Raw genomic sequence first — 25,853 nt, 5'->3', positions numbered from 1 at the left:
TGATTACGCAGCAACGGTGGAACTGAGCGTGCGGCGGACTGCCACATGCCATCCGGCTACCATAGTATCGCGCTGCGCCTTGTCCATCGTCGGGCGGAACAGATGCCCACGTGTCCAGGTGCCTTCGAGTTCGGCGATGCTTTCCCACACCCCTGTCGCCAGCCCTGCCAGGAAGGCCGCTCCAAGCGCCGTGGTCTCGACCTGCCGGGGCCGCTCCACCGGGGTCTGGAGCATATCGGCCAGGAACTGGCAGAACCAGTCATTGACCGACATGCCGCCATCAACACGCAGTGCGTTGAGCTTGCCGCCGCCATCTTCATGCATGGCGTCCATCAGGTCCATGGTCTGGTAGGCGACCGATTCCAGCGCCGCGCGCGCAATGTGCGCCGCCGTGGCATCAAGCGTGAGGCCACAGATCAGGCCACGGGCGTCAGGGTCCCAGTGGGGCGCGCCAAGGCCCACGAAGCCGGGCACCATGTACACGCCGTGGCTGTGCGGTACGCGGGTGGCCATGTCATCGGTCTGGGAGGCATGGGTGATGAGGTTCAGCCCGTCACGCAGCCAGCGGATGGCAGCCCCCGCCACGAAAATCGAGCCTTCGAGGGCATAGGTCGTCTCCGCCCCGATGCGGTAGGCGATGGTGGTGAGCATCCGGTTCTCGGACATGACGGGCGTGGTGCCGGTGTTGAGCAGCGCGAAGCAGCCCGTGCCGTAAGTGGCCTTGGCGGTGCCGGGGCGGAAGCACGCCTGCCCCACCATGGCGGCGTTCTGGTCGCCTGCCATGCCGGCCACCTTGAGCGGCTCGCCAAACAGCTCGGGCGTCGTCTCGCCAAACACTTCGCTGTTGGTCTTCACTTCAGGCAGGATGGCGCGCGGCACCTTGAACAGGGCCAGCAATTCGTCATCCCACGCGCAGGTGTGGATGTTGAACAGGAGCGTGCGCGAAGCATTGGTGGTATCGGTGGCATGCACGCGGCCGCCGGTCAGCCGCCACAAAAGAAAGCTGTCGATGGTGCCACAGGCCAGCTCGCCCTTCTCGGCGCGCGCGCGGGCACCTTCCACGTTATCAAGGATCCACGCGATCTTGGTGGCCGAGAAATAGGGGTCGAGCAGCAGGCCGGTGCGCTCGCGCACGAGGGGTTCAAGTCCTTCCTCATGCATGCGCGCGCAGATGGACGTGGTGCGCCGGTCCTGCCAGACAATGGCGCGGTGGACGGGCCTGCCGGTCGCGCGGTCCCACACCACGATGGTTTCGCGCTGGTTGGTAATGCCGATGCCCGCGATCACGCCGGGGCCGCCCGCCTTCTCAATGGCCTCGCGCGCGGTGGAGAGAACGTTGGACCAGATTTCCTCCGGGTCATGCTCGACCCATCCCTGGCTGGGATAATGCTGGGCAAACTCGATGCGGGCGACCGAAATGGCCGTGATATCGCGGTCGAACACGATGCTGCGGGTCGAGGTCGTTCCCTGGTCGATGGCGAGAATTCTGTTCTTCTTGTTCATTGTCTTCTCCTGCCCCAACAGGGCGGATGCGAGTTTGGGCCGCAGGCGTGTGACACCTGCGGCCTGACTGTTTTTATTTATGCGGAAGTGGGCGCCGTGCCCGGCTTGCGGGCCTTGAGGTAGGCCTCGAGGCGGGCCGTGTCCTCATCGGTCACATGCAGGCCAAGGCGGGAGCGACGCCACAGGATGTCCTGCGTGGTCTGCGCCCATTCGTTCGCGATCAGGTATTCCACCTCGCGCACGCTCAGGCCCGCGCCGAACAGTTCGCCCATGTCCTCCATGCTATGGGCATCGCCCACGATCTCGGTTGCCCGCGAGCCGTAATTGCGCACAAGCCGCCAGCTCAGGTCGGCGCCAAGGAACGGGGCCTGCGCGCGCAGGCGGCCCAGCGCGCCCTCGAACCCGCCCTCGCCCAGGTCGCCGCCGGGCAGCACCTTGTCCGCCGTCCAGCCCGGTGCCGAGAGCACGGGCAGGAAGGGCTGGAGCTTCTCGATCGCATGCTCGGCCAGCCGGCGATAGGTGGTGATCTTGCCGCCGAAGATGGACAGCATGGGCGCCTGGTTGCCCTGCGTGTCGACATCGAGCACGTAATCACGCGTTACGGCGGAGGCGTTCTTGGCCGCGTCATCATAAAGCGGGCGCACGCCGGCGTAGCTCCATACCACATCAGCAGGCGTTACGGGCTTGGTGAAGTAGCGGCTCACGCTCTCGCACAGGTAGCTGATTTCCTCGGGTGAGATCTCGACATCGCCGGGGGCCTGCGTCCAGGGCACGTCGGTCGTGCCGATCAGGGTGAATTTCTGCTCGTAGGGAATGGCGAAGACGATGCGCTTGTCCGGGTTCTGCAGGATATAAGCCTGCGGCCCGTCAAACAGGCGCGGCACCACGATGTGGCTGCCCTTGACGAGGCGCACGTTCTTGGTCGATTCCACCTGTGCGCGCTCACGCAGCACTTCGCTCACCCACGGCCCACCGGCATTGACCAGCACGCGGGCGCGCACGGTAGTGGTGGTGCCATCGAGCATGTTCTCGATATCGGCTTCCCACACGCCATTGACACGGCGGGCAGCAACCATGCGGGTGCGGGTGCGTATATCGGCGCCACGCGCCTTGGCATCCATGGCGTTGAGCACGACAAGGCGGCTGTCCTGCACCCAGCCATCGGAATAGGCGAAGCCGCGGGCGAGCTTGCCATTGAGCGGCTGGCCAGCCGATGACGTGCGGAAGTCGAGCGACTTGCACTTGGGCAGCGTCATGTTGGGTGCGAGGTGATCGTATAGGAACAGGCCAAGGCGCAGCATCCATGCTGGGCGCGCCTGCGGCGTGTAGGGCAGCACGAAGCGCATGGGCCAGATGATGTGGGGCGCGATGCGCAGCAGCTTCTCGCGCTCGATCAGCGCCTCGCGCACCAGACGGAATTCATAATATTCCAGATAGCGCAGGCCGCCATGGATCAGCTTGGTGCTGGCCGATGAGGTGTGGCTGGCCAGATCATCCTGCTCGACAAGCAGGACCGATGCGCCGCGCCCGGCGGCATCGCGCGCGATGCCCGTGCCGTTCACACCCCCGCCCACGACCAGCAGGTCGAGCAGGCCACCCGGTGCCGCGGTGGTGCGGAATGTTTCGTCCATGGACGCCATAGTCAATGTTCCTCCTGATACACATGTTCGTAACCGAACATTCTGATCGATTCAAGAGGGCACGCGCACATTTTTGCAGGGGGCATGTTTAAATAATTCCTTCTTTTCCAATGCATGATAGTGCCCGGCATTAGCCATAAATTCGCCATTCCGAGTAATTTATATGCCCTGGCGGTTTTTGTGCATGTGCGAAATCGCGCATCTCGTTCCGCAACCCCATCCCTCACCTTCCATCGCCACCACAACATCACCTGCCCCCGAATCCGGAATGTTGGAGAAATTTCATGAAATATAATGAAATATATGGAAAAAGGAGACACGCTTACCCCACCGATCGTGCAGGCCCCTTCCCCGGCGGAGAATGTTCGTTTAAGAACATTCCAGCGCTGCAAACAGGCCACAAGGCCAACAGCCGTTTCCCATCGAATGATAATAAAAGAATAAAGTGGGTTAAAATGCTGAAAAACAGACAATTCCTGGGTGAACTCATATCGGAGTGCATCGCGGTCATGATCATCGTGCTGATCGGTGATTCGGTGGCTGCGATGTACGCGCTGTATGATCCCAGCCCGTACAAGCAGGCCTACTGGGGGGTGGCCATTGTATGGGGGCTTGGGGTTACAATCGCCATCTACATTACCGGCAGCGTGTCGGGCACGCATGCCAACCCGGCCGTGTCGCTCGCACTGGCGCTGTACCGGGGTTTTTCGTGGCGCAAGGTGCCCGGCTACTGCGCGGCACAGGTGCTGGGCGGGGTGATCGGGGCAACACTGGTCTATACGCTGTACCAGCCCGTGATCGACCATTACAACGCGGCACATGGCCTTACCCGCGCCGCTGGCGGGGCGGCGGGCGTGTTCTTCACCCATCCGGGCGAGGGCATTACGCCGCTGCATGCTTTTGTTGATGAAATCATCCTGACCGGGCTGCTGGTCTTCGGCATCTTCGCCATAACGTGTGAATACAATACGGTGGCGCCCCAGGCCAATTCCGGCGCGCTGATCATCGGCCTGCTTGTCGCCAGCATTGGCGCCTCCTCGGGCTACCTCGAGGCGTGGGCCATCAACCCCGCGCGTGACTTCGGGCCGCGACTGTTCTGCTTTGTGACCGGCTGGGGAGAGTCCGCCCTGCCCGGACCGGACCATTTCTGGTGGGTGCCCATTGCCGGGCCGCTGGTTGGCGGCGTGGTGGGCGCCGGGTGCTACCAGTTCCTCATCCGCCCGTTCATTCCGCGCAGCGCCACGCCATCCATCCCGCCCGCACCATAACCGCCTGTTCAACATTCCGGCCATGATCTGGTAAAATGTCCGCGCGCCGCCTTTATGTGATGGAGGCGGCGCCACCGGGGCTTTCCTGGAAAAGCCTGCGGCATTCTTTCAGGCGGGATCATGGACTGGACGGCGCAACAGCATCATTTCAGGTGGGATGGAACACTACGCGATATTTACATCGCCCCCACCACCATGGCTGACTGGCAGCGCGTGCTGGCCCGCCTGCGGCAGGAACCCGCCCTGCTGGAATACCGGCTTGATGGCCCCCCCACTCCCCTGCCCGCGACCGTCAGTGACATGTTCGCCGCAGCCAAAAGCCATGCCGTGACCCTTGCATGCCACAAGGGCAAGGTAGTCCATGCCTGCCACTTCTTCAGTCCCGGGCAGATTGAATTCGATCTTGATCCGCGCAACGTGCAGTCAGGCCACGACCTTCTGGACCTGCGGCACTTCATGACCACCCTCGCCCGTGCATGTGGCAGAACGGTTCTCCTAACCCATGAAAACGCGCCCGAGCAGGTCATTGCCCGCGTACTGCCCACCGGGCAGATGCTCTGGCCCTGAGCACGCACGCCCCACGAGAACATTCTTACGCTTTGTAACACATTTTACCGTTGCCGTGCGGTTCCCTGCTTAATTTCACACGGAATTTCATATTTTCATAATGTTGATATGTTTTTTATATAAACAGTGACAATACCAATAATCATCAGGATTTATGCTATAGAAGTGATAAAGAGGGTTGACAAAAGCAATAAAAAACCGTAGTCATTCCCTCATGCACCACCCCCCACCAATATGCAGTTGACTGCACCAGACGGCATACAACGCAACAAGGGGGAGGCGACAATTTCAAACGACATACTCAATTATTTCAAACGAAAATCTGTCATATCCCTTAACAGATCCAGAGTATTTATAGAAAATCTTGATTTCGCCGTAAGCCAGGCTTTAAGTGTCTGACCGAAAATGAGTTGAGTGATTTCAGTGGATTATGATTCATGGGTTTGCGATAACCTGATGAGATCAAGATGGCCTGGACTGAAATCACCCGCGCGCAGTATCGCCGGGACGACCTGGAGTATGCAAGCGACCTTCGCGATGCGGAGTGGGCGCTGATTGCGCCTTTGATGCCCGAGAAGAAACGACTGGGGAGACCACGACGTACGGATTTGCGCCGGGTCATGGAGGCGATCCTCTATATCGTCACTACGGGTTGCCAGTGGCGACAATTGCCTCGTCATTTTCCCGCCTTCACGACCGTGCAGGGCTATTTCTACCGTTGGATCCGCGAGGGACGATGGGAAGCGATAAACCATATTCTCGTGATCCTGTCGCGTGAGCAGGACGGGCGAGACGCCACGCCTTCGGTAGGCATTATTGACAGCCAGTCGGTTAAAACTGCTGAAAACGGCGGTCCACGCGGTTATGACGCGGGCAAGAAGATCAGGGGCCGCAAGCGGCATATCACGACCGATACGCTGGGTCATGTCGTGGCAGCCGTCGTGCATCCCGCCGACATTCAGGATCGTGATGGCGCGCCGCTGGTAGCGACCAGAATACGCTCATTGTTTCCCTGGCTTCGCCATCTGATCGGTGACGGCGGGTATGCCGGCGAGAAGTTGCGTGGTGCGCTGGCTGAACTCGGCCGATGGACGATCGAGATCGTCAAGCGTAGCGATCGGGCCGAAGGCTTCGTCGTCCTGCCCAAACGCTGGATCGTGGAGCGCAGCTTTGCATGGCTCGGACGCTGCCGTCGCCTCACGAAGGATGTCGAGGCAACAATCTCGTCATCCCACGCGTGGTTGATGATTGCCCATATCCGCAGAGTTCTGCGAAAAATCAATCAAACCGCTTTCTGATTCAGGCTCTAAGGGAAAAGGAAAGATTCAGTCGATACTTTGGTAATAATATTATAGCCTCACTTATTGTTCTGTCCCGCGCTCCCGATTACATGAATATTCTGCCACGCAACCAGGAAACTGGAATGCGTGACCCTGACCTGCAATCCGTACGCAATGCCATCTGTAATTACACTGACCAGTTCATCCGTGAATATCGGGCTGCCAACCCCGCCCCCGATGCAAGACCCGACCTGGCTGCCGGCAGCGATGCACAGCCATGCGCATCTCCCGGTACGGACTGCGATATTGACCTCTCGCTACTGATTACCGCAATCGTTGACAGGCTGCATGAATGTCGGGTCAATCCTATCCTGCGTTCAAGCAATATGTATGTGCTTGACCACAAGGATGGCGGCACAAAAGCACAGAATACCACGGTCGCATGCCTATATGCCAGAAACTATACCATGCTCTGCCACGTCATGGATGCACTCCTGACCTATTGTGACAGTAAGGACCGCTACCCTGTTGCGTGCCTGCGTGAGCTGCACAAGACCATGCACATGAATGCCGACTACGATCATGATACGTACAAGGTCAACCTTGCCGACTGGGCGCTGGTCATCGAACGTGTCATGATTGGCCTGCACAGGACAAAGGAATACACCGCCTGTATTCAGGATGAGGACAGTGACGACCTTTCCATATTTAAAAATATGGTCAAGGCACTGGTTCTTTATTCACAACTCGGCGTCATGCCCTATGACAATACGGGCGAATATCCGCCTCCCAGATTCGACATCGATGCAATAGGCATATGGTGCCTCAAGCTTGTCGAGGGCGTTGAACCGCTGGAGGATATGCCTTTTTACCAGGGGTACATAGAAAAGTTTTCTTTTATCGACATGATTCATAAAAGAATGGCTTTTTACGATACGATGCTGCTTGAGGGGTATCACCGCGAGACGGAACGACCGGCCTTTATCCGTTCTTCCGAACCGGATTACACCATTCGTGATATCATCAGGGAGACAGCGCTTGCCGCCATCGCCTTTATTGGCCCGGATGCTGACCGCAATCTCATCGAGCAGATCGATGAACCCTTCTTGCTTAAAATCATCCGCAATATTTTCTACCACCATGACTGCATCACTGCCGCGCACGACACCGGCCATGTGCTTGAAGCCCAATGCCTTGACAATATCTTTCACGAACAGTGCCTGAACAGCGAAAGTCTGGCCAAGGCGGCGCTGGCCCTGTTCAAGACTTTCCACACCCGGTCCGACAGGAGAAATTTATTTGGGGGAATGCATGTAATACCCACTTTCTTTGAGAATTTCATCGAATTCCAGAAAGCACTCGACCACCAGACCCATATCAGCAGAAAGGCCGTTGAAGACATCATGAAAGATCACGACAATAATGATGACCGCTCCCCTTTCCCCGACCTTGACCTGGTGGATAACAATGATTTCCTGAAAAACTACCTCTCCGATGAGTCGGACGAGGCTCTACCCTCCTTTGGCGCATTCACCAGAACGCAAACAGGGCCCGAAACACTGCCCGCCCCATCACCCGCTGATGAATCATGCGTGACCGTTTTCCCCACACCCGTGCCGTCCGATCTCATCAGGAAGCATACAGGCCGCAAGGGCACCAATAACCGGATTGGGCTGTTTGCCGCACTGAACCAGCCCCTGCCCCTTGCCGAGCCCGGCACGCTGGACATGGCGCCGCTGGTCGCGCGCTTTCCGCATGCGGCGCATGCCATCAACGAAATGGTGCGGGTGTTCAATAGTAGGCAGCGCTTTGGCAAATTCATTCGCCCCCGACCCATCATGCTGGCAGGCCCGTCAGGATGCGGCAAGACCAGCCTGGCGCGCGGCTTTTTTGAACATATCGGCCTGCCGTTCGATACCAAGAACGTCGCCAGCATGCATGATACGTTTTACCTGACCGGCAACCACAAGGGTTTTTCCGAATCAGGGCCGTCGCAGGTCATCGAGCGCATTGCCCTGACCAAGTGCCCCAACATGGCGTTCATTCTTGATGAGGTGGACAAGGTCTCCAACAACCCCCAGCATGGATTCCTGCAGGATGCGCTGCTGGCCGTGGCGGACAAGAAAGAGGCGGAACATTTCCGCGATTTCTGGCTGGATCTGGATGCCGACCTGTCCTGGCTTTCCTGGGTGTTCACCGTCAATGACCTTGACAGGGTCAGCCCGGCGCTGCGCTCGCGCTGCACCATCATAGCGCTCGAGGCCCCGAAGCCCGAGCACATGCCCGCCATTGCCACGAACCTGATGCGCGAAATCGAAGCCGAGCGCGGCCTGTGCCCCGGCTGGTACCATCTCTCCACCCTTGACCTGCGCGCGCTGGCCGAAGTCTTTCAGGGCGACCTGCGCACCTTCAAGCGCTATGTGGAAGCCGTGGCCGACAATCAGGAAGACAACATGGCCCGCGCCTGAGCCACGCTGCCCCGCGCGCCATAGCGGAGCGTGCCAGCACTGCAGTTGCGCTTCATAACGCGCGTGTCGTGCTAGCGCTGCACCACGGTGCGGATGGCGAAATTGCTCTGTATGCGGGCCACGCCCGGCATGCGCGAGAGTTCCTCCTTATGGATGCGCTCGTAATCAGCCGCGTCACGCGCCTCGACGCGCACGAGGTAATCGGCGTCGCCCGTCATCAGGTAGCATTCGCGCACATCGGCGCATTCGCGCACGCGCGCCTCAAAGCGGCGCAGGCATTCCTCCGTCTGCCGCTCCAGCGTGATCTGCACGATGACGGTGGTCATGCCATGCACCGAGCGCTCGTCCACCAGGGCGCGATAACCCCGTATCACCCCTTCTTTTTCCAGCATGCGCACACGGCGCAGGCAGGCCGAGGGTGACAGCCCCACCCTTTGGGCAAGGTCCGCATTGCTCATGCGGCCATCATGGCGGAGGTGGCGCAGGATGGCATCTGTCAGCCGATCGAAGGGCATGGTGAATTTTCCGCTTATTTTCGTATATAATTGCGCACAGGCGCGCATTAATCGCATGATCATGCACAAAACGACAGGACATTTTGTTACCATACACATACGATCAGTCACGTTCCGCCCGATGGAGTAAGCGCCCCATGCCTGACCTGCCCTTCCCCCAGCCCATGGCTTCAGGCTGGTCCTTTCCCGGTGCTGGCGCCGCGCTGGAAATCGATCTGAATGCCATCGCCGCCAATTACCGCCTGCTCGATGCCCGCACGGGCGCTGCCACCTGTGCCGCCGTGGTCAAGGCCGATGCCTATGGCCTGGGCGCTGACAGGGTTGCCCCCGTGCTGGAACAGGCCGGGGCACGGGTTTTCTTCGTAGCCCATCTGGAAGAAGGCATTCGCCTGCGCCCGCATGTCTCGCCGGCGGCGCGGATTTTTGTGCTGCACGGCCCCATGCCCGGCACCGAGGCGCTGTTCACCCACCACGCCCTGCTACCCGTACTCAACAGCATGGAGCAGGTAGCCCGCTGGCGCGCCCATGCGGCTCTGGCGCACAGAGCGCTGCCCGCCGCCCTGCAGGTTGACACCGGCATGTCGCGCTTTGGCCTGTCGGAGGCGGATGTGGCGACCCTGGCCCAGACCCCTGCCCTGCTTGATGGCATCGACACGAAGCTGGTCATGAGCCACCTCGCCTGCGCCGACACGCCCGAGAACCCGGCCAACGCCATGCAGCGCGACCGGATGCGCGCCATGGCGGCCCGGCTGCCCGCGGCCCCGTGGGCGCTTTCGGCCTCATCGGGCATCTTCCTCGGGCCGGACTACCATTTCAACCTCGTGCGCCCCGGCGCGGCGCTTTATGGCCTCGCCCCCAATGCACAGGCGCCCAACCCGCTGCGCCCCACGGTCAGGCTGCGCGCGCGCATCGTGCAGCGCCGCGCCATTGCCGCGGGCGATGGCGTGGGCTACGGCCTGATCTGGCGCGCGCCAGGCCCCCGGCGCATTGCAACGCTGGGCATTGGCTATGCCGATGGCTTCCTGCGCAGCGGGGCGAATGGCGGCGGCTGCGCGTGGCTTGGTGACTACAGGCTGCCCATCCTGGGGCGCATCTCCATGGATTCCACCACGGTGGATGTCAATGACGTGCCCGAAAGCGTGCTTGATGCCGCAACGCATGTGGACATGATCGGCCCGCGCCGCAGCGTGGACGATGTGGCCCACGGCGCAGGCACCATCGGCTACGAAGTGCTGACCGCACTGGGTTCGCGTTTCCATCGCACATATCGGCACCCTGTCGCGTGCGATGCTTCTCCCCGCCAGAATAAGGCCTCCGTGTAATGAAAATCATCGTACTGGGTAGTGGTGTCGTTGGCGTGACATCGGCATGGTATCTCGCGCAGGCGGGCCATGAGGTCACGGTTGTGGACCGGCAGCCCCAGGCCGGGCTTGAAACCAGCTTCGCCAATGCGGGGCAGGTCTCGCCGGGCTATTCCTCGCCATGGGCCGGGCCGGGCGTGCCGCTCAAGTCCATCAAGTGGCTGCTGATGAAGTATCGCCCCTTCGTGTTCTGGCCCATGCCCGACCCGCATCTGTGGAAATGGCTGGTGCAGATGCTCGAGAACTGCACCGCAGCCGCTTACGATCGCAACAAGGGCCGCATGGTGCGCATTGCGGAATACAGCCGCGACATGATGATGGACCTGCGCGCCACCACCGCCATCACCTATGATGACCGCCAGCAGGGCACGCTGCAGGTATTCCGCACGCAAAAGCAGCTTGACGGCATTGCGGGCGACATCCGCGTGCTCGAACAGTATAACGTGCCCTATCAGGTGCTCACGCGTGAAGGTTGCGTCGAGGCCGAGCCGGGGCTGGCCGCATCGGCGCATAAATTCGTGGGCGGCCTGCGCCTGCCGGGCGACGAGACGGGCGATGCCTTCCTGTTCACCCAGCGCCTCGCGGCCAAGGCGGCAGAAGCGGGTGTCACCTTCCATTACGATACCCGCATCCGCACCATGACATCCGATGGCGGCCGCATTACCGGCATCGAGACCAGCCGGGGCCGGATGGTGGCGGATTCCTATGTCCTGTCGCTCGGCAGCTATTCGCCCGCCATGGTGCGCCGCCTTGGCCTTGACCTGCCGATCTACCCGGTCAAGGGCTACTCGCTCACCGCCGATATCGTGAATGAACAGCGCGCCCCGGTCTCGACCATCATGGATGAAACCTTCAAGATCGGCATCACCCGCCTTGGCAGCCGCATCCGCATTGGCGGCACGGCGGAGCTCGCAGGCTTCAGCACCAAGCTGCGCGCGCCGCGCCGCGAAACGCTGGAGCATTCGGTGAACGACCTCTTCCCCGGCGGCGGCAACATCCCCGCCGCCAAATTCTGGACCGGCCTGCGCCCCATGACGCCCGATGGCACCCCCATCATCGGCCGTACCAAATACGACAACCTCTTCCTCAACACCGGCCACGGCACGCTGGGCTGGACCATGGCCTGCGGCTCGGGCAAGGTCCTGGCCGATATCATGTCCGGTCGCATGCCTGACATCCCGCATGAGGATCTGGGCATCGTGCGCTACGGGCAGTAACGCCTTACGGGCCTGCCGGGGGTGTAAACCCCTCAGGCAGGCCGTTACCGCGTTCACGCACCACGCGATAGACCGTGTTGCGCAGCCAGCGATGCACCGGGTCGCCATCGCGCCTGGGGTGCCAGGCCTGGAAGGAATGCACCGTGGGCAGGGCGAAGGGAAATTCGAATTCGGCCAGGTGCATCGAGCGGATGGGCAGGTAATCGATGGCAATGCCCGGCAGCGGCAGGATCATGTCGGTCATGCGCAGGGTCTCGACCATGGCGTAATAGGTGGGCACCACCATCACCACGCGGCGCCGCAGGCCGAACTGCTCCTTGAGCACCGTATCGATCGGCCCATGCAGCCTGCCCCGGCGCGACACGCTGATATGCTCGTACCGCGCGATTGAGTCCGGCGTAATCCCTTCGGCCAGAATGGGGTGATCGGCCCGTACGAGGGCACGGAACGCGGTGGGGAAAATGCTCTGGCGGCGTATTTCGGGCCGCATGTCATCCGATGCGCCCAGATACAGGTCGATATGGCCTTCGCGCAGGTCATTGCTGGGTTCATCATCCGTTTCGGGCACGAAGGTCAGGGTGCAGCCGGGGCAGTCATGGCGCAGGGCGGCAAGAATGGCCGCGCCGAAGGCACCCACGATCAGGTCATTGGCGCGCAGCATGAAATGTGGCGACAGGCTGGCAATATCGGGGGTGTCCTGCTCCTCGAGCAATGAGTCGGCGCCATCGACAATGGCGCGCAGCCGCTCGCGCAGGCCGAGCGCGAAAGTGGTGACCACCATGCGCCGCCCCGATGCCACCAGGATCGGGTCATTGAACACCACGCGCAGCTTGGCGAGGCTGCGGCTCATGGCGGCCTCGCTCATCTGCAGCCTGCGCGCCGCGTGCGACACGCCTTCCTCCTCGATCAAGGCCTGAAGGCTGCGGAGCAGGTCGAGATCATAGCGTTTTCTCATGCTCCGTGCGTCTCCCCCTGGCCAGACCGGACCGGCTGCGTTGCGATTATCCTAAAAAACCGGATTTGACCAATCCGCAGTCCTATTAAAATCAGTAAAAAGTTTTTGGTGTCATTCCACTCCAGCTTCCATCGCACTCAGGCAGGCCGTGGCCGTGCGGGCAATGCCATCAAGGCAGGCCAGCACCTCGAGCAGCCGGCCATTGCCGGGGTCGGCTTTTTCCAGCCGGGCCAGCCGCCTGCGCGCCGCCCGCACCACGGCCACCCCGCGCGGGCTGATGGGCCGGTAGCGCACCAGCGCGCGCAGCAGGGTGGTGATGATGTCGGTTGCGCTGTCGCGCTGCTGGCGCTTGAGCCCACGCAGCAGCAGGATGTTCAGCCCCACGGAGGAGAACATGAGCATGAGCCGGATGCCGCCACCCGCCGTATGGTCGCCCGCCTGCGCCGCGTGGCGCACCATGCGCCCGATCCGGTCAACACTCGTGCCGATCCACCACTGGGGCGAAGGCGGCAACGGCACGAGGCACAGCCGCCGCAACTCGCCGCGCATATGCGCGCCAAAACGCAGCCGCTCGGCCCGCGCCCTGAAGGGCAGCACGAGGCGGAACACCAGCACGCTCAGCCCGACAGCCAGCACCGTGTGCAGCGCGTTGTTGAGGAAGGCGATCTCATCCACCCGGCTCTGGTTGCCGGTCATGAGCAGGTTGGGCATGAGCAGCCCGTAGGCCGCCGCCGCCCCTGCCGTGCTCCGGTTACACTTGGCCAGCCCGCCCACGAACAGGAAGAGGCCGAGCACGAAGGCCAGTTCCTCGTAATTACTCAGATACGGAATCAGCCACAGGCTCAGGCACCCCGCCGCCACGGCGGACCACACCGCCCCAGACAGGAAGCGCGTGGTGGCCACCACCGGGTTCTCGCGCGTGGCGAACAGCCCGCACACCAGCGTGGTGATGGCGATGAACCCCATGCCACCGGGCCACGCCGTGCATTCATAGACAAGGGCGGCAAGCATGATGGCCGCGGCTCCCCGCAACCCGTTATGGAACGCTAGGCGGATATCACGATGCCCGCCAAGGTGAAAGCGGAAGCGGTCATGCGGCGGCGGGCTGAAAATGGCATGGGCGTGGTCAAGCGCGGTCTGTAAATCCTCCATGGTGGCGGCCAGCACGCCGTGGGTTACGCGCGCCATCTCATGCGCGCCCCGCGCGGCACGCTGCTCAAACAGGGCATGCAGATGCGTGACCTGCGCGTACAGATCATCCAGCGCGCCGGCTTCAAGGCGGCAGGCGGCCAGCCGGTCGCACAGATGCAGCAATTGCCCGCGCGTATCGGCCAGCGCCGCGTCATCAGCCAGCATGGCCCGCTCCGTGCCGCCAGACAGGCCGACAAGACGGGTGACAAGGATTGAAACCTCGGCCAGCACCGCGCGGGCATGATCGCCCGCATGCACCTGCCGCCCCATCTCGATGGCCGGGAACTCCAGCCCCTGATGCACCGATACCAGCATGTCGGAAAACTCACCGGCATGGACCAGCGTGTCACGCTCATGCAGCACGATCTCGCGCAGCAGGCCACCGAGCCGGTGCAGCACGTCTTCCACCTGCCCCACCATGGTGGCCTGCGCGCGCGTGGCCAGGTTGAAGGTGAACAGCACCCCCATCGCCGCCTCGCACACCACGCCCAGCACGATATAGCTGGCACGCGACATGGCGATGAAAAACACGTTATCGGGCTCGGATGCCGCCGCCACCGCAATGATCGAGCACGTATAGCCCGACAGCACGAACGCATAGGAGCGGAAGTTGAGGCAGAACGTGGCCAGAAAGCTGCACAGGCCGATCCACGTCGCAACGGCAGGGAAAAACAGCCATGACTGCTGCGGAAAGGCCCCGATGAACACCACGGCCGCCACCGCGCCGACCAGCGTGCCCACGATGCGCCACCGCGCCTTGGACATGCTCTCCCCACGCCGCACCTGGGCTACCGACCACACGGTGGCCACCGCCCATTGCGGGCTGTCGAGTTCCATCCACAGCGCAATGGCAAGGGCTATGAGCGAGGCCGCCGTATTGCGCAGCGCAAAGCCCACGGCCTGCGGCGTGGGGCAGACCAGCCAGCGCAGCCAGTCCACCCCGAGTGGCCAGCGCAGGCGTGCGGCGGGGCCGGGCATGAAGCGCGCGCCATTCATCCAGCCCTGCCCCGGCCGGGCTGCTCGCAGCCCCTCCTTGCGCGGGCCGTTTTGGTGCGCATGCACGGCAACCTCAGAACGCGGCTCCCCAACGGGTCAGGGCCGGGGTGCATGGCGCGCGCCCGTGCGGCAACGCCATGGGCTGCATGATCCTTATGAAAAACCTGTCCGCGCACTTGGCCAGGCACGGGCGCATCGTGCCAATGCTTTTGCCAGAATGCCGCACTAAAACGCCGCATTCCTGAAAAAAGGCGGCATGGGGGGCCTTTCATCATTGGGCATCAAGGCGTTGCCTGCATATATTTCCATCCGAAAATACCGGGATTCAGGCTTTCTCGTACGGACGGTAGCGGGCGGTCCACACCGCGTCGCGCAGGGCGGCCTCGACATCGTGGGCCGCAGCCTGCGGGGCCACGCCTTCCTTCTGCCCCTGCGCGATTACGGCGCGGGCCACGGCTGTCGCCACGAGCCGCAGTTCCGATACGGGTGGCAGCAGGGGCGCGGTCGTGGGGTCGGCGGCCTTTGCAGCAGGCGAGAGGGCGGCGAGCGCATGGGCCGCAGCAAGGAACATGCCATCGGTCATGCGCGTGATGCCACCGGCCACCACTGCAAGCCCCACGCCGGGAAAGACATAGGAATTGTTGATCTGGTCAACCGGGCGCATACGCCCGGCATACTCAACAGGCGCGAACGGGCCACCCGTGCCGATGATGGCGCGCCCCTGCGTCCATGCCAGCAGGTCGGCGGGGGTGGCCTCGATATTGGCGGTGGGGTTGGACAGCGCGAAGATGATGGGCCGCGCCGCCTGCTGCGCCATGGGGGCCACGATCTCGCGCGTGAACGCCCCGCCCTGCCCTGATGTGCCGATCAGCATGGTGGGCTGCACATGGGCCATGACCTCGGCGAGCGTAATATTGGCGGCGTCATCCACGCGCCAGTCCCCCGCCACATCGGCAGGCTGGGCGAAGGGCTGCTGCCCCTCGGTCACCCCCGGCATGCCCTCGCGCACGAGGCCGTTGATATCGACCATGAAGAAGCGGCGGCTGGCCTCCTGCGCGGTCATGCCGCCTGCCACCATCATCTGCGCCAGCAGGTCGGCAATGCCGCACCCTGCGCCACCCGCGCCGAAAATGACGATCTTCTGGGCATCCAGCGGGGCGCCACCGGCCCTGATGGCCGCGAGCAGCGCCCCGGCGGTCACACCCGCCGTGCCCTGGATGTCATCATTATAGGTACACATGCCATCGCGATAGCGGCGCAGGATGCGCAGCGCGTCGGCACCCGAAAGATCTTCCCAATGCAGGGCGATATTGGGCCAGCGCGTGTTCACGGCCTGCACGAATTCGGCAATGAAGGCATCGTATTCCGCGCCGCGCACGCGGGCGTGCCGCCAGCCGATATATTCGGGGTCGGCCAGCAGGGTCTCGTTATCGGTGCCCACATCGAGCAGGACGGGCAGCGCGCGGGCGGGGTCGAGGCCGCCACAGGCGGTATAGAGCGAGAGCTTGCCAATAGGGATGCCCATGCCATTGGCCCCCTGGTCGCCAATGCCAAGGATGCTGCCGCCATCGCTCGCCACGATCACGCGCACGCCATCAAACTGCGGGTTGGCCAGGATCTCGGCAATGCGGCCACGGTGGTCGGCATAGCTCAGGAACAGGCCGCGCGGGCGGGTCCAGATATGGCTGAACTCACGGCATGCCCGGCCGATGGCGGGGGTGTAGATGATGGGCAGCCAGGCCTCGAGCGCCTCGTCTACGATGGCGTAGAAAAGCGTTTCGTTCCGGTCCTGGATTTCGCGTAGCGCAATATGTCGCGCAAAATTGTCTGGCAGGGCGGCAAGGCGGGCGCGGGCAAGATCGGCCTGCTCGGCCAGGGTGGCGACGGAGGCAGGCAGCAGGCCATGCAGCCCGAACAGGTCACGTTCGCGCCTGTCGAATGCATTTCCCTTGTTCAGCACAGGGCAATCCAGAAGTTCCCTGCCAGACAAAGCCGTTTTGAGGGAAGAGGAAAGCATGGCCCGCGCTGTATCCGACATAATGACCCGATATTGTGATAACGATTGAAAGAGCCGCAGGATACGGATCTGCACATCTTCGTGTAGGGCATGGGCATGCACGCCAACCGTACGCCAAACGCAATCATGGAGCTGGCAGTTGCCTGACGAGATCAGTGACCTGAGATTTTTCTGCATCCTTGCCGCGGCAGGCAGCATTGCGGGCTGCGCGCGCGCCATGGGCCTCTCGCCCGCCGCCATGAGCCGCAGGCTGAGCACCATGGAGGCCCGGCTGGGCACGCGGCTGGTCACGCGCACCTCGCGCCATTTCGCGCTCACGGCAGAAGGGCAGCGCCTGCACGAGCATGCCGTGCGCATCATGCAGGAAGTGGATGAGGCGGAAGCCGAACTGACCGCGCGCGCGGGCATTCCGCGCGGGCTGCTGCGCGTGGGCGTGCCATCGGAGATCGGGCGCAAGATGCTGGCAGGCGTGGTGGCGGCCTTCGTGGAGCAGTACCCCGAGGTGACGGTGCAGCTTACCCTGTCCGATGCCGGGCTGGACGTGATCGATGACGGGCTGGACATTGCCATCCGCCCCGGCATGCCGCCCGATCAGGAGGTGATGACCACCAGCCTGATCAACAGCCGCCGCGTGGTCTGTGCCTCACCCGAATACCGTGACCGCAAGGGCCTGCCCGCCACGCCGCACGACCTGCTCAAGCATGACTGCATCTGCCTGATCCGCCGCCAGCGCATCTTTAACGAATGGGTGTATTTTGATGGCAAGGCCCGCAAGGAAGTGCATGTCACCCCCCGCCTCGCCACATCGAGCAGCGAGGTGGTACATGACTGGGCGGTGAGCGGGCGCGGCATTGCGCTCAAGGTGCTGTGGGACATTGCCGATGACCTGAAATGCGGCAGGCTGATCGAATGCCTCAGCACCTACAGGTGGGAGGACGTGACCCTGTGCGCGGTCTACCCCTCGCGCACGCACCTGCCCTCGCGCACGCGGCTGTTCCTCGACTTCGTGCGCAAGGAACTGCGGCAGGCCTATTTCGGCACCTAGGCCCGGTCAGCAGGGCGGGCTGGGCGCGTAATAGACACACACATATCCGCTCGCCACCACAACCGGGCCTGCCGCCTGCACGCATCATGCGCAGCGCAACGCCCCGCCCCGCCCCATCCCCAGATGGCGCATGCCAGTTTCGTCTCGATCAGCCAGATCATCCGTGTCCGGCAGCGTAAAACTGGCCGTGCTTTCCGGGGCCTGCAGGAACCGGGCGAGATCCGTCGCGGCATCTGTCATGAACAGACTTCCCTACGCGTAAAGACGCGGCTTCAAAAACAGTCAGGATCGATAATTACACGGCATTCGCACTGCCCGGCAGCCACACCGTGCAGCAGGTGCCCTGCCCCGGCGCGCTGGTGATGTCGAGCCGCCCGCCATGGCGGTCAACGATATGGCGCACGATGGCCAGCCCAAGCCCCGTGCCCTGCTCGCCGCCGGCTCCTGGCGTGGGCGAGACACGGTAGAAACGCTCGGTCAGGCGCGGCAGGTGCTGCGGGGCGATGCCCGGCCCGTTATCACGCACCGAGAGCAGCAGGCCGCCATTATCCTGCCACTGCGCCGCGATTTCGATACGCGGTTCGGCAGGCGGCTGCGGCCTGCCATAACGCAGGGCGTTCTCGCTCAGGTTGACCAGCACCTGCAATATCTGGTCGGCATCACCGCGCAACGTGCCTGCAGGGGCGGGATGCAGCACCAAGGCCGCGCGATCCGCCTCGGGCTTGCCCTGCATCTCCTCATTGAAGCGGGCAAACAGATCGGTCACCGCAATCATGCCCTGCGGGCGCTGGTGCTCGAGCATCTGCACGCGCGAGAGGTAGAGCAGCCGGTCGATCAGGCGCTGCATGCGGCTGGCCTGCCGGGCCATGATGGCAAGGAATTTGTGCCGTGCCGTGGCATCATTGGCAGCCGGGCCCTGCAGGGTCTCGATAAAGCCGATCAGGGCGGCAAGCGGGGTGCGCAGCTCATGGCTGGCATGGGCCACGAAGTCGCTGCGCGCGCGATCGAGCGCGTCACGCGCCGTGGCGTCAAGCAGCACCACAACGCAGGCGGGCTGCCCGTGCCATATCCCGGCCCTGACAAAGGCCTGCACCACTCGGCGCACCGGCACGTCGGCCTCGATGGTCACCTCCGTCACCCCGCCGGGGCGCAGTTCGGCCACGGCACGCTGGAGCGCGGGGTGGCGCACGAACATGCCCAGGCCCTCGGCAAATTCCACCTGCGCGCGGGCGCCGGCATGCAACAGCCGCCCGCCACGGGCCAGCACCAGCAGCGACACGGGCAGGTCATCGACCGGCACCGTATCCTCATCCGCGCCCACGGGGTCGGCCTGCAGGCGCACAGGGTAGCCCGACAGCCGCCCCGCCGCGCCATAACGCCACGCGCCATACCCCCCAAGCAGCGCCCCCGCCGCGAAACCCATCACCACAAGCACAAGCGCAGACACACCCTTCTCCCCCTATCGCGAGCCTGCCCCACGGCACCACAGGCGCGATACCATGAATGGGAGAACAGCGGAAACCAGAATGACAAACGAAATAAAATTACAATTTGTGCGGTGCAAAATTAATATAGTTATTATCAGTTTGACAATTTTATAATTTTAGTCCAATCTTTCCGCAGCATGGAGACTGTTTTGAAAAAGCCCGCCCACAGGGCACCCGCAGGACGCATGAAGTTTCTCACGAAAGCGCTGCCACAAAACCGCCCTGAAAAAGACGGGGGCTGAAAACTTTCATTCTTACCGGCGGTTTATTTTAAACAGTCTCCTAAAAAAACAAGAACAATGGTGCCTCAAATCATGATCCAGTCCCGCCCGCGCAACCGCGCGCCTGTCGTTTTTCCTGCCGCGCACATGGACCAGCCCCCCGGCTGAGGCCCGCATCCCTTTTTCCCGGCACCCTGCCCCGTCCCGTGATGGACCGGGCCGCAAGAAAATCGACAGACATGACAAGACATATCTCCCCACACGCCAATGGGCGTGCGCGCGCGCCGTTCTCCCCCGGCTGGGGATGGCTGCTGGCCGCAGGCGCCACCGCGCTGGCCCCGGCCCAGCACGCCCATGCCCAGACGGCAGTTGACCCCGGCATGAAGCCGGTGCCCTCCATCATGGCGCCCGGCGCGGTCTCGGCCATGCCCTCGACCGGCATGACGCAGGAGGAACAGATCAGCATGCGCCTCGATGCCGAGCGGCTTGGCCCCCAGCCACAGGCCATCCGCAGGCCACCCAACACGCCCATTCCGCCCAGCGGCGTGCCGGCCTTTCCCTCCGCGGGCCTGGCCACCATGAGCGTGGCCCCGGTCAGCAGCCCCGGTGACAGCAAGGCCTTCCACCAGATCGAACTTGATGCGCTGTCCCATCATGAAGGCCCCTCCGGCCTGCTGCCGGGCTGGATCGACGCCCAGCATGACAGCGACCTCGAGGACCCGTACTACGTGCCCACCGCAGGCAGCGGCCACCTGGTGCCGCTGCTCGACCCGCTGCGCAAGCGCCTGCGCGACCACGGCGTGAGCTTTGCCTTTACCTATAAGGGCGAGGCGATGGGCGTGATTGATGGTGGCGTGCAGCGTGGCATGAGCTACGTGCATGAACTGACCGCGCAGGTGAACTTCGACCTTGAGAAAATGGCCGGAATCAAGGGCTGGTCAGTCCATACGCTGGTGATGGAACGCGCAGGCCGCGCCGTGAGCCATGACCGGGTGGGCGAATATTACGTCAACCTGCAGGAAGTATATGGCCTCTCTGGCAACGTGGTGGCGCATCTGGTTGATTTCTATGCCGAAAAGAAACTGCTGGACAACCATCTCGACATCAGCTTCGGCCGCATGGCGCTGACCCATGTGTTTGCCACCTCGCCGCTGCTGTGCTCGTTCATGGTCACCTGCTCGGCCCCCGTGGCGCTCAAGCTCGATCCCGGCTTTTCGGTCTACCCCAAGGCCACGTGGGGCAGCCGCCTGCGCCTGCGCCCCACGCGTGACACGGCCATCCAGTTCGGTGCCTATTCGGTCAATGCTCTGAGTGACAACCCCAGCGGCTGGGCCTGGGGCAGCGAGAAGGCGACCGGCGTGATGCTGCCGGTCGAGTTCACGTGGCAGCCCTTCCTGACCCGTAACCGCCTGCCGGGGCACTACATTGTGGGCTACGCGCATGACACCACGCGCTACCCCGACGAGATCGGCATCGGCCTGCCCGCGGCCCTGCGCACGGCGGCAGGCCACCAGCGCTCGGCGCCGATGGACATGTTCTGGTTTGAAGGCGACCAGATGGTCTACCGCCGGGGCGGGCGCAACCAGATGGCCGGTGGCTACCTGATGGCGGGCTACATCCATAACACGCCGCATGTCACGTCCATCTCGGATGAAGCCTATGGTGGCCTGTCCTTCGCGGGTGTCATTCCATCGCGCGTGACCGACCGGCTGGGCATCATGTATTCGTGGTACCATGTCAGCCACCGCAAGGAGGAAGGGCAGATTTTGCGTTACGAGGCCGGTTATTCGCTCGGCGCCTCCGTGCGCGCGCCGCAGACGGATTCCCACATCATCGAGGCGTATTACGCCATTGACGCGATGCCCGGCATCCTGGTGCAGCCGGAGTTCGAATACATGATCCGCCCGGGCGAGACCAAGCACATCCCCAATGCGGCCCTCGTGGGGCTGAAGGTCATCGCCAACCTCTAGCCACACGGCCCCTGCCCCGCGCCCCGCACGGCGCGGGGTTTTTCGTGCGTCGTGAATGAGAATGCGAATTTGTTGCAATTATGTGACACATTATGACAAACCCCATGGAGGTATATTGCGACTAATTATCAGAATCGATATTGCAGCCTTCTGCAATTAAGAGGCTGTTGCAATATGACCGACAAAATCATCCGCCAGAAACTCAGGCCATTCTCCCTGCTCACCGCATCCATGGCCCTTGCCTGCGCCACCACCAGCGCGCATGCCGCACAGGACACGGTGCCCACAACCGATACGCAGGCCACCACCCCTTCGGGTAATGCCACGGCAAAGGACACCAAAAAGCAGGATGCCTATAACCATGAGGCGGAGCACGGGTTTGACGTCACCCACGTCACGGCCTCGCCCATGAATGTCCTGCATGAATCCATCGGCCTGAGCCGCATGCCGCAGGATGCCATGCACACGCCCCAGAACGTGAACGTGGTGCCGCAGGTGCTCATGCAGCAGCAGAATGTCAAATCGCTCGACGAGGCGCTGAAGAACGTGCCCGGCATCACCGCATCGGTGGGTGAAGGCGAAGGCGGCATGGCGGGCGACCAGTTCCTGATCCGCGGCTTCGCGGCCCAGAACGACATTTATGAAAACGGCCTGCGAGATTTTGGCGTCTATGCGCGCGACAGCTTCTATTATGACCATGTCTCGGTCATCAAGGGCCCGTCATCGGAGGTGTTCGGCAATGGCACCACGGGTGGGGCCATCAACATCGTGACCAAGACGCCGCATCTGGGCAACAGCTACCAGGCCAGTTTCTCGGGGGGAAGCGGGTCATATTACCGTGGCACGCTGGATGTGAACTACCAGATCAACAGCACCACCGCCTTCCGCCTGACCGGCATGGGCAACGAGAACAACGTGGTGGGGCGCGACTACATCTATTCGCATCGCTGGGGCATTGCGCCGTCCATCGCGTTCGGGCTGGGCAAGAAGGTCTCGTTCGTTCTGGAATACTTCCACCAGAACGACAACCGCATCCCTGATTATGGCGTGCCGGTTGTCACCCCCACCGGCGGCATCGGCTACCCGGTGACCGAAAGGGGCGTGAAACGCACCAACTGGTACGGCACCACCTACGACCAGGACAATACCAGCGATGACATGATCACCGGCCGCCTGACCGCCAAGGTCAGCCCCATCCTCACGCTGTATAACGACATGCGTGGCGGCATCTTCCACCGTTATTTCTCGGCCTCGCAGGAGGCATGCTCCAATTTCAGCTCTGGCGCCACGCTGACCAACAACACGATCAACGGCGTGGCCCCCTCCTCCACCTGCCTGTCGGATTACCTGTCCGGCAACGCGGCCAATGCGCAGGTGGCGCGCAATGGTGGCGTGGGCGGCCCCGAGCCCTACCGGCAGAGCGACTGGTCGATCCAGGATGTGTTCTCCGGGATTGCGCATCTGCACACCGGGCATATCCGCCACGAGATCATTGGCGGGTTCGACATCGAGTATGTGACCGATCACCGCCAGAACTACGCCTATGGCTCCAACCGCCCCAGCACCAGCCTGCTCGATCCCTCGCCCTACGTGCCCGGCCTGACACTGGGGAACTGCAGCCAGTACCCCAACCGCCTGGTCAATATCGGCAACGGCGTGGGCCGCAAGTGCTACAAGGACAGTTCGGCACTTGATGTGGGCTTTTTCCTGTCCGACCAGGTGTGGCTGACCAAAAACCTGTCGGTCAAGGCGGGCTTCCGGTGGGATCACTGGAACAGCACCTACAGCGCCACCGGCGGCAGCACGGCCACGCCCGATGTAAGCTACGGCCAGAACGAGACCACCATCAACCCGTCGGTCAGCCTCATGTACACCCCGCGCAGCAACCTGATGGTGTATTTCAACTGGTCGGAATCCACCACGCCCCTCAGCCTGTACGTGACCAACAGCTCCGAGCCGATGACACGCTCCAGCCAGAGCGCCGCCCCCGAGCGCAGCAGACTGTATGAGGTGGGGGCCAAATACAGCGCCTTCCAGGACCGTATCGGCTTTACGGCGGCCCTGTTCCGGCTCGAGAAGAACAACTCCACCCAGACCGACCCCACAACGGGCGATGTCAGCGCAACCAGCGACCAGGAGCGCAACCAGGGGCTTGAACTCAGTGTATCGGGCACGCTGCTGCGCAACTGGATGTTCTATGGCACCTATGCGCTGTATGACCCCACCATTACCAAGGCGGGTTCCACCTCATCCAAGCAGGGCGGGCAGATCCAGTACGTGCCCCATAACCAGGCCACCGCCTGGACCAGCTACGAGATCGCGCCGCGCAAACCGTGGAACATGACCGTTGGCGGCGGCATCACCTGGCGGCAGGGCGTATGGCTCGACCAGCTCAATACCGCCCGCGCGCCCGCCACGGTGGAATTCGACGCCATGGTCGCCCACCGCTTCAACAACAACTGGAAAGTGGCCATGAACGCCTATAACCTTGATAACCGGCTCAATTATGGCAGCCTGTTCTCCAACCGCGTCACTCCTTCCGTCGGGCGGTCGTTCCTGTTCAACATCTCGGCGCAGTACTGACCCACCCCCCCTCAACCAAGGCCACGCCCATGCTGCTGCACATCCCCGCCCTGCTCAACGCCGATGAACTCGCCCACTGCCGCGCCCGCCTGCGCGATGCGCAATGGACCGATGGCCGCGAGACGGCGGGCGTGCAGTCGGCAAAAACCAAGAACAACCTGCAACTGCCCCGCGATTCCGAGGCATGCCGCGAACTTGGCCAGATCGTGCTGCACGCACTCGGGCGCAATGCCCTGTTCAACAGCGCGGTGCTGCCCTACCGGGTCAGCCCGCCGCTGTTCAACCGCTATGAAGGCGGCATGCACTTTGGCGCGCATGTCGATAACGCCATACGCGGCATCCTGGCAGGTGGCATCCACACGCGCATCCGCACCGATGTCTCCTCCACGCTGTTCTTCTCCGATCCCGATGAATATGACGGCGGGGAGCTGACCATCCACGCCAATGGCAACGAGCAGGCCATCAGGCTGCCCGCGGGTGACATGATTCTCTACCCCACCACTGTGCTGCACAGCGTGACACCGGTCACGCGCGGGTGCAGGCTGGCGGCTTTTTTCTGGTCGCAGTCGATGATCGCGGAGGAGAGCCGCAGGCAGATCATGTTCGACCTCGACATGCAGGTCACATCGCTGCGCGAACGGCTGGGGGATGCCGATCCCGCCGTGCTGTCACTGACCAACATCTACCACAACATGATGCGCCAGTGGTGCCTGCTGTGAGCAATTATCCGATGGGGTAGAGGAAATATTTCCGATTTTTTGAATATTTTACGTGCTATTTTCGGATAACCCCTATAGGAAGGTCCTCACGGCTGGACTTTTCAGCTACGGACAAGATTTCAGAGCAGCTACACCAAGCGGCCTTATGGCATCCCCGATAAAACGAAAAGTCTCGATCCCATGCATGTTCGCGTGGGGGTGCCGGTTATTCTAAGGAGGCCAAATTATGGCCGCAGGAACAGTTAAATGGTTCAACGCCCAGAAGGGCTTTGGATTTATCCAGCCTGATGACGGAAGCGCCGATGCTTTCGTGCACATTTCTGCCGTTGAGCAGGCTGGCCAGCAGACCCTGTCCGAAGGGCAGGCCGTGACGTATGACCTCGAGCGGGGCCGTAACGGCAAGTCTTCTGCAGTCAATCTCAAGATTGGCTGATAAACGCGGCAGGAACTCCGGTTCCTGCCGTTTTTATTTCTACCGCTTTTTATACCTGATGCCTGCTTTCCGGCTGATCATGACAGTCCTGCTCTGCCTGCCCGCCTGCGTGGCCCGGGCGCAGATGCCCCAGCCTGGTGGCTGGAACGGAAGCGTGGCCCTGCCTGCCGCCCCCATGGGGCCAGCCTATGCCCCACCCTCACTAAATCACTTCGCACCCCTGCCCCATGCAGCCATGCCGCCTTCGCGCAGCCGCACGACCGGGTTGGATGCCCCTTATGCAGGCGATACGTCGCCCACCCCCCAGCCCGACCGCTACGAGCAGGACTGGGCGGCGTTTGAGCAATCAGAACGCGCCATTGCCCGGCAGATGGGCCATAAATAGCAACATGACGCCCTGATGCCTGCCACCCTTCG

At 62.5% G+C, this 25,853-nt stretch carries 20 protein-coding genes; 12 read left to right on the top strand and 8 right to left on the bottom strand.

Translation table 11 applies throughout. The features are described 5' to 3' along the window. Positions 1-3: 3 nt before the first annotated feature. Both glpK and glpD read right to left on the bottom strand, forming a co-directional pair. Positions 4-1,503: a glycerol kinase GlpK gene (gene glpK, locus OQZ28_RS05325; RefSeq protein WP_458135393.1), complete on the bottom strand. Its 1,500-nt coding sequence runs from the start codon at positions 1,501-1,503 to the stop codon at positions 4-6. 77 nt (positions 1,504-1,580) lie between these two features. Continuing rightward, the gene (gene glpD, locus OQZ28_RS05320; RefSeq protein ID WP_458135392.1) at positions 1,581-3,143 is read right to left on the bottom strand and encodes a glycerol-3-phosphate dehydrogenase; all 1,563 of its coding nucleotides are present in this window, start codon (positions 3,141-3,143) and stop codon (positions 1,581-1,583) included. A gap of 455 nt (positions 3,144-3,598) precedes the next feature. Between glpD and OQZ28_RS05315 the strand changes: the two genes are divergently transcribed. The 4 genes from OQZ28_RS05315 to OQZ28_RS05300 all read left to right on the top strand — a co-directional run bounded on the left by OQZ28_RS05315 (position 3,599) and on the right by OQZ28_RS05300 (position 8,726). Then, the gene (locus OQZ28_RS05315) at positions 3,599-4,411 is read left to right on the top strand and encodes an MIP/aquaporin family protein (RefSeq protein ID WP_130731808.1); all 813 of its coding nucleotides are present in this window, start codon (positions 3,599-3,601) and stop codon (positions 4,409-4,411) included. 120 nt (positions 4,412-4,531) lie between these two features. Continuing rightward, positions 4,532-4,978 (top strand): hypothetical protein, encoded by a 447-nt coding sequence (locus OQZ28_RS05310; RefSeq protein ID WP_458135391.1) that lies wholly within the window; start codon positions 4,532-4,534, stop codon positions 4,976-4,978. Positions 4,979-5,445: 467 nt separating this feature from the next. Beyond that, positions 5,446-6,276 carry an IS5-like element IS1032 family transposase gene (locus tag OQZ28_RS05305; RefSeq protein WP_035366909.1) on the top strand — a complete coding sequence of 277 codons (831 nt, stop codon included), beginning with the start codon at positions 5,446-5,448 and terminating at the stop codon, positions 6,274-6,276. Between the two features lie 125 nt (positions 6,277-6,401). Continuing rightward, positions 6,402-8,726 carry an AAA family ATPase gene (locus tag OQZ28_RS05300; RefSeq protein WP_458135390.1) on the top strand — a complete coding sequence of 775 codons (2,325 nt, stop codon included), beginning with the start codon at positions 6,402-6,404 and terminating at the stop codon, positions 8,724-8,726. Positions 8,727-8,797: 71 nt separating this feature from the next. On the opposite strand, the gene OQZ28_RS05295 is transcribed toward OQZ28_RS05300, so the two are convergent. Further along, positions 8,798-9,241, bottom strand: coding sequence for an Lrp/AsnC family transcriptional regulator (locus tag OQZ28_RS05295; protein ID WP_130731805.1), 444 nt, complete (start codon positions 9,239-9,241; stop codon positions 8,798-8,800). 137 nt (positions 9,242-9,378) lie between these two features. Between OQZ28_RS05295 and alr the strand changes: the two genes are divergently transcribed. Further along, the gene (gene alr, locus OQZ28_RS05290) at positions 9,379-10,563 is read left to right on the top strand and encodes an alanine racemase (RefSeq protein ID WP_458135389.1); all 1,185 of its coding nucleotides are present in this window, start codon (positions 9,379-9,381) and stop codon (positions 10,561-10,563) included. Continuing rightward, entirely contained in the window at positions 10,563-11,819 is a 1,257-nt protein-coding gene (locus OQZ28_RS05285) for a D-amino acid dehydrogenase (protein ID WP_130731803.1), read from the top strand. The genes alr and OQZ28_RS05285 overlap by 1 nt, the downstream gene beginning before the upstream one ends. Positions 11,820-11,823: 4 nt before the next feature. Here OQZ28_RS05285 and OQZ28_RS05280 read toward each other — a convergent pair whose 3' ends face one another. The 3 genes from OQZ28_RS05280 to OQZ28_RS05270 form a co-directional block, all read right to left on the bottom strand. Next, the gene (locus OQZ28_RS05280; RefSeq protein WP_130731802.1) at positions 11,824-12,774 is read right to left on the bottom strand and encodes a LysR family transcriptional regulator; all 951 of its coding nucleotides are present in this window, start codon (positions 12,772-12,774) and stop codon (positions 11,824-11,826) included. 111 nt (positions 12,775-12,885) lie between these two features. After that, on the bottom strand, positions 12,886-15,027 hold the full coding sequence (locus tag OQZ28_RS05275) for an FUSC family protein (protein WP_458135388.1): 2,142 nt from the start codon (positions 15,025-15,027) through the stop codon (positions 12,886-12,888). A gap of 259 nt (positions 15,028-15,286) precedes the next feature. Further along, the gene (locus tag OQZ28_RS05270) at positions 15,287-16,999 is read right to left on the bottom strand and encodes an NAD-dependent malic enzyme (RefSeq protein WP_458135387.1); all 1,713 of its coding nucleotides are present in this window, start codon (positions 16,997-16,999) and stop codon (positions 15,287-15,289) included. Between the two features lie 118 nt (positions 17,000-17,117). Between OQZ28_RS05270 and OQZ28_RS05265 the strand changes: the two genes are divergently transcribed. After that, a complete protein-coding gene (locus OQZ28_RS05265; protein WP_130731799.1) occupies positions 17,118-18,023 on the top strand; it encodes a LysR family transcriptional regulator in 906 nt (301 codons plus the stop codon). A gap of 84 nt (positions 18,024-18,107) precedes the next feature. On the opposite strand, the gene OQZ28_RS05260 is transcribed toward OQZ28_RS05265, so the two are convergent. Both OQZ28_RS05260 and OQZ28_RS05255 read right to left on the bottom strand, forming a co-directional pair. Further along, the gene (locus tag OQZ28_RS05260; protein ID WP_458135386.1) at positions 18,108-18,263 is read right to left on the bottom strand and encodes a hypothetical protein; all 156 of its coding nucleotides are present in this window, start codon (positions 18,261-18,263) and stop codon (positions 18,108-18,110) included. Positions 18,264-18,318: 55 nt separating this feature from the next. Further along, positions 18,319-19,470 carry a sensor histidine kinase gene (locus OQZ28_RS05255; protein WP_242621850.1) on the bottom strand — a complete coding sequence of 384 codons (1,152 nt, stop codon included), beginning with the start codon at positions 19,468-19,470 and terminating at the stop codon, positions 18,319-18,321. A gap of 500 nt (positions 19,471-19,970) precedes the next feature. On the opposite strand from OQZ28_RS05255, the gene OQZ28_RS05250 reads away from it, so the two are divergent. The 5 genes from OQZ28_RS05250 to OQZ28_RS05230 all read left to right on the top strand — a co-directional run bounded on the left by OQZ28_RS05250 (position 19,971) and on the right by OQZ28_RS05230 (position 25,821). Beyond that, entirely contained in the window at positions 19,971-21,701 is a 1,731-nt protein-coding gene (locus tag OQZ28_RS05250; protein ID WP_458135385.1) for a carbohydrate porin, read from the top strand. A 174-nt stretch (positions 21,702-21,875) separates the two neighbouring features. Continuing rightward, a complete protein-coding gene (locus OQZ28_RS05245) occupies positions 21,876-24,284 on the top strand; it encodes a TonB-dependent receptor (protein WP_130731798.1) in 2,409 nt (802 codons plus the stop codon). 29 nt (positions 24,285-24,313) lie between these two features. Continuing rightward, positions 24,314-25,003 carry a Fe2+-dependent dioxygenase gene (locus tag OQZ28_RS05240; protein WP_130731797.1) on the top strand — a complete coding sequence of 230 codons (690 nt, stop codon included), beginning with the start codon at positions 24,314-24,316 and terminating at the stop codon, positions 25,001-25,003. Between the two features lie 226 nt (positions 25,004-25,229). Further along, positions 25,230-25,436: a cold-shock protein gene (locus OQZ28_RS05235; protein WP_061271879.1), complete on the top strand. Its 207-nt coding sequence runs from the start codon at positions 25,230-25,232 to the stop codon at positions 25,434-25,436. Positions 25,437-25,515: 79 nt separating this feature from the next. After that, positions 25,516-25,821, top strand: a complete 306-nt coding sequence (locus tag OQZ28_RS05230; protein WP_242621849.1) for a hypothetical protein — start codon at positions 25,516-25,518, stop codon at positions 25,819-25,821. Positions 25,822-25,853 lie beyond the last annotated feature (32 nt).

It is taken from the genome of Komagataeibacter sp. NFXK3, assembly GCF_054182245.1.
The sequence above is the reverse complement of the archived record's forward strand: the minus strand, read 5'-3'. Positions and strand labels throughout refer to the sequence as shown.

What these genes read in the sequence shown, in the direction of transcription:
- glpK (WP_458135393.1), bottom strand. Translation starts at nt 1,503, where the DNA reads ATGAACAAGAAGAACAGAATTCTCGCCATCGACCAGGGAACGACCTCG.
- glpD (WP_458135392.1), bottom strand. Translation starts at nt 3,143, where the DNA reads ATGGCGTCCATGGACGAAACATTCCGCACCACCGCGGCACCGGGTGGC.
- OQZ28_RS05315 (WP_130731808.1), top strand. Translation starts at nt 3,599, where the DNA reads ATGCTGAAAAACAGACAATTCCTGGGTGAACTCATATCGGAGTGCATC.
- OQZ28_RS05310 (WP_458135391.1), top strand. Translation starts at nt 4,532, where the DNA reads ATGGACTGGACGGCGCAACAGCATCATTTCAGGTGGGATGGAACACTA.
- OQZ28_RS05305 (WP_035366909.1), top strand. Translation starts at nt 5,446, where the DNA reads ATGGCCTGGACTGAAATCACCCGCGCGCAGTATCGCCGGGACGACCTG.
- OQZ28_RS05300 (WP_458135390.1), top strand. Translation starts at nt 6,402, where the DNA reads ATGCGTGACCCTGACCTGCAATCCGTACGCAATGCCATCTGTAATTAC.
- OQZ28_RS05295 (WP_130731805.1), bottom strand. Translation starts at nt 9,241, where the DNA reads ATGCCCTTCGATCGGCTGACAGATGCCATCCTGCGCCACCTCCGCCAT.
- alr (WP_458135389.1), top strand. Translation starts at nt 9,379, where the DNA reads ATGCCTGACCTGCCCTTCCCCCAGCCCATGGCTTCAGGCTGGTCCTTT.
- OQZ28_RS05285 (WP_130731803.1), top strand. Translation starts at nt 10,563, where the DNA reads ATGAAAATCATCGTACTGGGTAGTGGTGTCGTTGGCGTGACATCGGCA.
- OQZ28_RS05280 (WP_130731802.1), bottom strand. Translation starts at nt 12,774, where the DNA reads ATGAGAAAACGCTATGATCTCGACCTGCTCCGCAGCCTTCAGGCCTTG.
- OQZ28_RS05270 (WP_458135387.1), bottom strand. Translation starts at nt 16,999, where the DNA reads ATGTCGGATACAGCGCGGGCCATGCTTTCCTCTTCCCTCAAAACGGCT.
- OQZ28_RS05260 (WP_458135386.1), bottom strand. Translation starts at nt 18,263, where the DNA reads ATGACAGATGCCGCGACGGATCTCGCCCGGTTCCTGCAGGCCCCGGAA.
- OQZ28_RS05250 (WP_458135385.1), top strand. Translation starts at nt 19,971, where the DNA reads ATGACAAGACATATCTCCCCACACGCCAATGGGCGTGCGCGCGCGCCG.
- OQZ28_RS05245 (WP_130731798.1), top strand. Translation starts at nt 21,876, where the DNA reads ATGACCGACAAAATCATCCGCCAGAAACTCAGGCCATTCTCCCTGCTC.
- OQZ28_RS05240 (WP_130731797.1), top strand. Translation starts at nt 24,314, where the DNA reads ATGCTGCTGCACATCCCCGCCCTGCTCAACGCCGATGAACTCGCCCAC.
- OQZ28_RS05235 (WP_061271879.1), top strand. Translation starts at nt 25,230, where the DNA reads ATGGCCGCAGGAACAGTTAAATGGTTCAACGCCCAGAAGGGCTTTGGA.
- OQZ28_RS05230 (WP_242621849.1), top strand. Translation starts at nt 25,516, where the DNA reads ATGACAGTCCTGCTCTGCCTGCCCGCCTGCGTGGCCCGGGCGCAGATG.